Source organism: Pseudoalteromonas sp. S3260 (assembly GCF_005886925.1).
Lineage (GTDB): Bacteria > Pseudomonadota > Gammaproteobacteria > Enterobacterales > Alteromonadaceae > Pseudoalteromonas > Pseudoalteromonas tetraodonis.
In genome coordinates this window covers 1-355 of record NZ_PNCV01000408.1, presented here as the reverse complement: position 1 = coordinate 355, position 355 = coordinate 1, and the positions used below count along the sequence as shown (strand labels likewise).

Here is a 355-nt window from a genome sequence, read left to right as displayed (position 1 = left end):
TGAAATGAATGGAAAGTAAGCAGAATTTGACTTTCAAATTTTGCTTACTTTCCTATGTTATTAATTATGAAAGTTTATTGAGTGATTGCCATCAGTAATTATTTCATGGAGTTCAAGAATCTCTGCTTTTTTCTTTGCTCCATTAACAATTAATATGTTGGCTGTGATAGCAATTTCTCTTTTTGCTTTGAGTTTCTTTAACTCGTCATAAAGCATGTCATCTGTTTCCAATGTGCAGACAAGTTCTTCTTTATCAAACTGAAGCTTAAGAGAAACTTTTCCTATTTCTGCATCCTTAGGCCATATATATTTTTCGATAAGTGCAGGTAAATTTTTATAAACTCTCGTGCTACTT

Annotated in this window: 1 protein-coding gene; it reads right to left on the bottom strand. The window is 31.3% G+C overall.

All coding sequences use genetic code 11. From position 1 onward, the window contains the following. Positions 1 to 60 precede the first annotated feature (60 nt). Positions 61 to 355, bottom strand: a 295-nt coding sequence (locus tag CWC14_RS19345; protein ID WP_171036916.1) for a hypothetical protein, incomplete at its 5' end; no start/stop codon positions are given.